Origin of the sequence: Streptomyces incanus (assembly GCF_042656345.1) — a bacterium.
GTDB classification, from domain to species: Bacteria; Actinomycetota; Actinomycetes; order Streptomycetales; family Streptomycetaceae; genus Streptomyces; species Streptomyces incanus.
Window position 1 is genome coordinate 146,515 of the sequence record NZ_JBHSPC010000056.1, and the last position, 7,451, is coordinate 153,965.

Consider the following 7,451-nt stretch of genomic DNA (forward strand, 5'->3'; position numbering starts at 1 on the left):
GCTGCACCCTCCCTTAGAAGTCGAAGTCCGAGGCGAATGAGCGCTTCAGCGTGTACATCGCCTTACCGTAGACGCGCCACTGGTTCGTGTTGGGGATCAGTTCCTCCAGCCGGAACTCGACCGCCCTGTTGTTGTAGTCGTTCGCATCTTGGCTGAGCAGCATGACGGCGCTCTGGTACCGGTCGCGCTTGTCGGCCGATTTCTGGTCGAACACCAGCGGGGCATGGTTCGAGATGAGGGTCTCGCCGAAGTACAGGCCGGCTCGCACAGTGCGTGGCTGGACCTTCTCGCTGACCGGCTCGGTCTGGAAGAGCTTGACGACCAACTGACCGGTGGTGATCTTGTCCGACTCGGGCAGAATTTCGACGTTGACCAGCCGAGTGTCGCTCTTGCGCTTCTTGTTGATGGCGAGCACCGGCACAACGATCTCCTGGAGGGTTGCCCCGCCATGGACGAACCTCGCGCCGGAGCCTTTGAGTCGCAGTCGGTGGATCGACTTGGGGATCTGCACCTCGTAGTCGCTGTCGAGCCCGAGTTGCGCCGAGTTGAACGTCTTGAACGCCGGGTCCGTCTTCAGCCCGGTTCCTAGCACGTAGCGGCGCGCCTGCACGGTGATGTTGTCGCCCTGCGGTGCGACGGATAGGTAGCCCGCCTCGTCGAGCGCGGAGTCCTGGAAGAGGAAGCCATGGTCGGCGGTCACGAGGATTTTGGTGGCGTCGGCGCCCGCGAGGCGCTTGACCAGGTCGACAAGCTCCTCCAGCGTCTTCTCGGCAGCCTCGAAAACCTGCCGCTCGGTGCCCTGCTTGTCGCCGGTCGCGTCGATGCGGTTGTGGTAGACGTACATCACCTGGTGCTGCCGGTACAGATCGCGAATCTCGTCGCGGGTCATACCGAGCAGGTCTTCGGCGGGGACTCCCATGCCCAGCACGCTGGCGAGGATCTTGCTGCGATTATCAGTCCCTGCGGACGGCTGGCCGTCCACATCGACGCGATCACCCTTGCCGGAATACCCGATCGTGGTGTGCGGCAAGAGCGCGGCCATCCCAAGCTGGGTGTAGCTCGGCAGCACGCCCAGAACGGCATCAAGGGTCGCGTCGAAACGGTCCTCCTGACGGATACGTGAACCCAGCTCGTCGGCGATCTCGTAGCGCAGCGCGTCAGAAATGATGACGACGGCCTTACGCCGGCCATCCCGTGTGATGGGCCTGACGTAGTCAGCGAAGAACGAGGTCTGCGGCCGGAGCACGGCGGAACGCCACCGGTCGACGCCATCGACATGCTGCTGCCATGCGGCGCCCAGGGTGTAAAGGAACTTGTTCGCATAGAACGACTCGACCTGTACTCGCAGTCCCTCCAGGGGTCCGGCGAACTCGGCGGTGCGGGCCGCGTGGGTGAACTGGCGATAAAGCTGGTCGATTCGGAACCACTCGTGCCGGTACCGATCCAGGCCCTCGTCGAAGGACTGCATCGACAGACTGAGCCCGCTGAGCGCGGTCAACAGGTCGGAGGCGCTGCCGATCGCGGCGTACAGCTTGCGGTACCCGTCGATCCAGATGCTGCTCTGGCGGCTGCGGATGACCTCAGCGATCTCGCGGGCCGCCACGGTGCGGTCGGCGACCGCACGCGCAAGATCACTGATGATCTTCCGGTCGACTTCCTCGAACAGGTCATTGCCCAGCAGATCTCGGAAGCCTGCGTCCGCGATCGTGCCCGCGTAGTTCAGGTCACGAGCTACGCGTTTCGCAAGCGTGGTCATCGCCTTCTGGCTGCGGGGTTCATAGCGCAGTCTTCCGAAGTCGAGCTGGATGTTCTGCAGCTCGCCGGGACGTTCAGACTTGAACCCAGTGATGGCTTGGTCGAACATCCACAGCACGAAGTCGTCGATGCTCGGGCTCTGCGACATGTAGCCGTAGATCCTGCCGACGCCCTGCCAGTGGAACTCATCGAGACCGTAGTCGGCCAAGGCGCGGTACTTGGCGTCGGTACCGCCAGCGTTCTCGATGAGCAGAGTACGGGTGATCTCCAGCAGACTGTGCTCGCGCTGCTCGAGCAGCACCGCCGCCATCTTGGCGCGCAACTTGTCGGCGTCGTCATCGGCATGCAGCAGCGCCTTAAGGCTCTGCATCCGCTTGACGGCCCGGAAGAACTTCTCGTGTGCCCGCACGACCTCGCCGATGCCGTCGGCGGCGAGCCCGAGTTCCTGCTGCACCATCGAAGGACGGTCCGCGGTGAACACCCCGTAGGCCAGTTCCAGATCGAGCAACCAGTTGCCGATCCCTGTCGGCACGGCACCCGAGCGGTAGACGAGGAACCTCGTGTCAGGCTCCACGTGCAGCAGCCGGTGCTTGACCACATATTCGTCGTTGGCGACACGCACGATCTCGACACCCTCCAAGCCGAGTGAGTCGAGGTCAGCGACGTACTCGCCCTCAGGGTCGTGCCAGAACACCACCCGGTGCGTCTCGAAACGACGCTCCAGGTGGGACCGGACAGCGGATGTCTCAGTCATTACTTGCCTCAAGACCAGGAATCTTCTTCAGAGCCGCACCGAGCTTCGGATAGTTGACCTTCACACCGTCATCGAGGTCGATCCGCACCTGCTGGGTCGCCAGCGGGTACAGCACGTCGTGCTCGTACTCGTCAAGCTCAAGCAGAACCTTGCGCAGGCGGTCGACCTCCTTCTGCGCGGCAGCCTTCTCCCGAGCCGTGCCCGTCCCCGCAGCGAGACGCTCGTGGTGCTGGCGGCTGGCCTCCAACTTCGCCTTGTACTCGCGCAGGTACTCGTTCAGCACGGTCGAGGCGGTCGACGACGTGTAGCGGTGCATGTAGATGAGGGCGTTGAACGACCCCTTGGGACTGGAGAACATCCAGTAGATCGGGCGCTTCTTGTACCGCTGAACGTGGTCCTTGTAGAACGACTTCACGAAGTAGTCGCGCAGGTCCTTGACGCCGAGCGACTCTGTGACGAAGCGCAGGTTCTCTTCAAAGTGCTGCTCGCCGAAAGCCACCCGAAGGAACTGGCGGAAGCGCGCCACGATGTCGTCCTCGAACCAATCGCCATCGACGATCGGAATCACGTTGTCCTTGTCGGGCGGGAACGACGGGTCCGGCACCTTTGCAAGGTAGTCCTGGAGCGTGTCGCCCTGGTTGGCGAGGATCAGCCCCGGTTCGTCGAGGCTGTAGCGCCCGAGCATGCAGCCGACCGCCAGGGAGACGAGTGAAACAGTCAAGGATCTGGCTGTGGACACGGATCGAACCAATTCATCCCGTGCCACTGGGTGCGAGCTGGAAAGTAGGCCCTTTTCGAAGTACTGGTCGTTCTCACGATGCAATTCTGACAGTCGCGACGTCAACTGCGCTTCAGTGCAAGCCGTCGAAGAGAAGGCATCACAGAGCCGCGACTCCGCCTCGCCGCCCAGCAGAAGCGAATTCAGACCCAGGTAACCCGAAGACGTCTCATCCTGGTCGTAGAGCCGTCCGGAATGAACCAAAGCCTCACGGGCAAGCGCATCAACTGACTTGTCGTCAAGAATTCCCTCGGGGATCGGCAATTGCCCGAGAACTCCAACACCGAATCCCTTGGGCGACAGAAGACGGGCCAAAGTCTCGAGCGCTGAGCTGTTCACCAGGGCAAGCAGCGCGTATACGGAGGTTCCGGCGCGCGGGAACACCATCGAATTCTTCTGGTCAAAGATGGCGCAATCGTCCACCAAGCGACCCTTGAGGTTGCCTGCCAAGCCACCGTACGAGATGCCAGAACGAAAGTAGTAGGCAGGGTTTCTCACAACCGCACTTGGATGCTTTCGGATTCGATCACCATCATCCGCCCAATCGACCACAAGGTCTTCTCGCCCGAACCACCTCGTTGGCGAGCTGCTTTTGACGTAGGGGACCCATTTCGCCTCCCCGTCGGTCGACGCCGTACTGATCCGAGAGATGGAGACTTCGTACCAGTAGCGGAGAAATGTGCCATTGTCCCCCGTTTGGAGGCCGGTCCTCACCTCGGCCACGTCGCTCATTGGTGGCGCTGCCTCAAAGGTGCGATGCGCAGCCTCTGAAGCGGCGTACGGAGTCAGGACCTGCCCCGGGAAGGTGTCAAACCACTTCAGTGGATGCGTATAGCGTCGCTGAGGATTCCTGAAATGCGCTGTCTTCTCGGCAGTGGTGACGCCTGCAGTGGCGTCGATGAATACCGAATCGTGACCCCTGTCCGGCTCGTTCACGAAAACAGAGGCAGCCACCTGGACAACGTCGCCGTTGACTTCAGGAAATGCTCGCTTGCCGAGATGGAGCAGAGCGTAGAGCTCCAGACCCTTCCGGACGATACCCCGAAATTCTCGGCATTCAACATTGCCCAGCCAGCTGTCCATCGTGAGCAAGCCAATGTAGCCGCCCGCCTGTACGAATGACCGACACCTCAGTGCGAAAGACAAGTCGATACCGGAAGCCCCCGCAGGGAACTGAAGCGACAGGAAGTCGCACAACAGTCCCGACATGTTGCGCGCATCCATGTAAGGGGGATTCGCGACAAGCACGTGGAACCGCAGTGCCAAGTAGTCGGCCTGGAGAACCACCCGACGCGCGCGCTCGTGAAGCTCGTTCCCGAAGAGGTCGCCATCGTCGGGCGCGTGCGTGTCGAGGTGTTGCCTGAGAGGCTCGATCAGTTGCTCACGCGGGCAGATGAGCGAACCAAAGGTGTCGGCGTGCTGGAACTGGTTCCAGAACGCTTCTTCGTCGGAACGGTCACCGCCGCGGGTTACGAGGGTGTCCAACTCGTCCGGTGTGAACGAGATAGGCTCAAGCACGCAGATGTTCGGTTTGATCTGCCTGTTGAAGAACGTGCGTTGGCGTGCGCGGGCCTTCATCGTGAGCGCGAAGGCGGCCAGCACGCCGGCGCGAGAGTCGATCTCAGTCCCATAGAGGTTGTTGGCGAGAATGAGCCCCGGGATATCAGATGGCGCGTAGCCCTCTTCCTCGTAGATGGCATACAGCAGGTCGAACGCGTAGGTGAGCATGTGCCCGGAGCCGCACGCAGGGTCGATGATCTTCAGCTCTTCGGGGCCGGCGACCTTGAGGTAGTCGGTTTCGTCGTCGTCCGGAACGATGTAGTACTCCATCCGGTCGGCGAGCCGCGAGGTGGGCCGGTTGAGCAGCCAGAGGCGTCCGAGGGAGTTCTCGACGAGGTAGCGAACGATCCAGTGCGGGGTGAAGAGCTGCGTGGCGGCGGGGATTTCAGCGGCGCCGGCCTTCTTGTTCTTCTTGAACCCGGCGAAGACCTCGTCTTTACGCTCGGAGATGTAGAACTGGTACAGCCAGCCGATGACCTCGACGTCTTGGCAGACGTCCTCGGTGAGCACGGTGACGGCACGGGCTATCACGGAGTCGTCGGCGAGCAGGTTCGCGGGGATGAGCAGCTCGGTGTAATCGCCTTCGCGCTCGAACATGAACGGCATGGACCGGTTCCAGTGACGGCAATACTCCGCGAGCAGCAGCGAGTACGCCTCGCTCTGCGGTTCATCGCTGCGGCGCGTGCCGTTGAGCAGGCTCGTCACGGTCTCGGCGGTGCGCGTGTTGGTGACGACCGTGCTGTCGATGTTCCCGCGCTTGGCTTCGGCGAGGATCTCCGGCTGGCCACCCTCTCGGCCTCGTTCGGGTGAGACGACGCCAATGCCGGTGTAGCCGTTGGCATCCATGAACCGCAGGGCGATGATGCGGTTGAACCAGGCGTAGGCAACTTTGTCAGCCACGGTGTCGCGGCCCGTGTCGCCGCCGCCGGCCGCGTTGACGGCCTTCTCCAGTGCCGCGACGGCGCTGCGCTGTTCGACACGCGCGGGCGAGGAAGGGGCGAGCACGACCGTGATGCGAGCCGCCACCTCGCGGATGAGTGCCGTGCGCGCCCAGGTGGCGAAGGACTTGAGCGGAGCGGTTTCCATCAGAGTGCGATTCGCTTTCCGTCGTTGAGCGTGGACAGCAGCGCGCTACGGAGCGCGTCGAGGTACCGGTCGACGTCCTCGGTGGTCTCCAGCACGCCGTGGACACCCGACGCAGTGATGGTCTTGACCGAGACGGTTTGCTTGACGGGTGCCGGTGCGTGGCCCTCGTCGCCCGTGGGACGGGTGGAGGATACGAGCTGGTCGAGCAGCTCGGGATAGGTCGTCTCTTCGAAGCTGTTACCCACCTCGCGGACCAAGGCGATCTGCGTCTCACGCTCGACGCGGGCGATGATCTGGTCGAGCTCGCGCGCGACCCGCTGTTGTGCGTCCTCGGTGGCGTTCGCGTAGTAGGCGCTGCCGAGCACCTCGGCCTTGCGCCCTTCGATCGCCTGAATCACCGTGGCGCGGTTGGTCGCGAGTGCTTCGCCGATCTGCTTGCTGAGTGCCTCTGCGGCTTGCTTGAGCTGGGTCATGCGGTTGCCGCGGAACGCGTTGGAATCTCCGAGTAGCCGCTTGACATCGGCGTCGCTGCCGGTGGGCAAGTAGCCGAGGTTGTTCGTGTTCGCCGTGAGCAGCGTGACGGCGTCGTCGTAGATGACCCGCTGGCCTCCACTGAGGAACGACTGGATCGGGTCTGCTACGGATTCCTTGGCGTCGAGCAGCTCGTCACCGAGACCGAACTCGGTGAGGTACCACTCGTCGGGCTTGCCGACGGCCTGTTCGAGCAACGCGATCGGTGCGGTCAGCTGCTCCACGAATGGGTACTTCGACCCGTTCATCTGAGCCTTCAGCTCGTCGAGTTTGCCGCGCAGCTTGTCGCTGCCGTGGCGGGCAAGCTCCAGAGGGTCCTTCGGCGCGGTCGCCTCGTCGAAGAAGTCGCTGCAGAACTTGCGGAACGTCGCGACCTTGCGCTCGTCGAAGACCTTCTGCGGAGCGACCACCGCATGCGAGTGCTTCTGTGTGTTGCGCAGCACCGTCGCGACCTCGGTGCGCTTCAGGGCGTTCCCATCGACGGTGATCGTGAGCTTCGAGGTGCCGACAAGCCACGCGATGACGACCTCGATCGAGGCAAGGTCCCAGCCATAGGGCTTGGCCTGGAACGCATTCACAATCGTCTTGACGGTTGCCTGCTCGCCGAGCCGGTCGCGTTGCAGAACGAACGAGAACACCTCGTCGCCCGGGGTCGCGAGCATTGACAGCGACGGGTCGTCGAACATGCCCGACTGGTCGGGGTTGGCGAACATGCCAATCTGCTGCTCGCTATAGGTGGACCCGCGGAGAAGGCTGAGCTGGGTGTAGGTGCGGCTGACGAGGTCTTGGAACCCGTCGGTCACACGAGCGATGGCGTCCTGCGATGCGGAGGTCACGTCGGCAGCGTTGATGACGAGGTCTGCCTTGCCGACTGCCCGGCGGATGCGCTCGACGATTTCCTTCTCGCGCTCGACGTTCTGTGTCGCCTTACTGAATCCTTCGTATTGGTTTGACGGTCTCGTCAGTCGGTGGCGAGTCCGGTCTCAG

General features: G+C 62.7%; 3 protein-coding genes. All 3 read right to left on the minus strand.

The features are described 5' to 3' along the window. Positions 1-13: 13 nt before the first annotated feature. Genes pglZ through ACFP2V_RS20170 form a run of 3 tightly spaced genes read right to left on the minus strand, consistent with a single transcriptional unit; the run spans position 14 to position 7,429 of the window. On the minus strand, positions 14-2,509 hold the full coding sequence (pglZ, locus tag ACFP2V_RS20160; protein WP_381214036.1) for a BREX-1 system phosphatase PglZ type A: 2,496 nt from the start codon (positions 2,507-2,509) through the stop codon (positions 14-16). After that, on the minus strand, positions 2,502-5,933 hold the full coding sequence (gene pglX, locus ACFP2V_RS20165; RefSeq protein ID WP_381214039.1) for a BREX-1 system adenine-specific DNA-methyltransferase PglX: 3,432 nt from the start codon (positions 5,931-5,933) through the stop codon (positions 2,502-2,504). The genes pglZ and pglX overlap by 8 nt, the downstream gene beginning before the upstream one ends. Beyond that, complete coding sequence (locus ACFP2V_RS20170; protein WP_461090471.1) at positions 5,933-7,429, minus strand: hypothetical protein; 1,497 nt, start codon at positions 7,427-7,429, stop codon at positions 5,933-5,935. Before ACFP2V_RS20170 ends, pglX begins: the two co-directional genes overlap by 1 nt. Positions 7,430-7,451 lie beyond the last annotated feature (22 nt).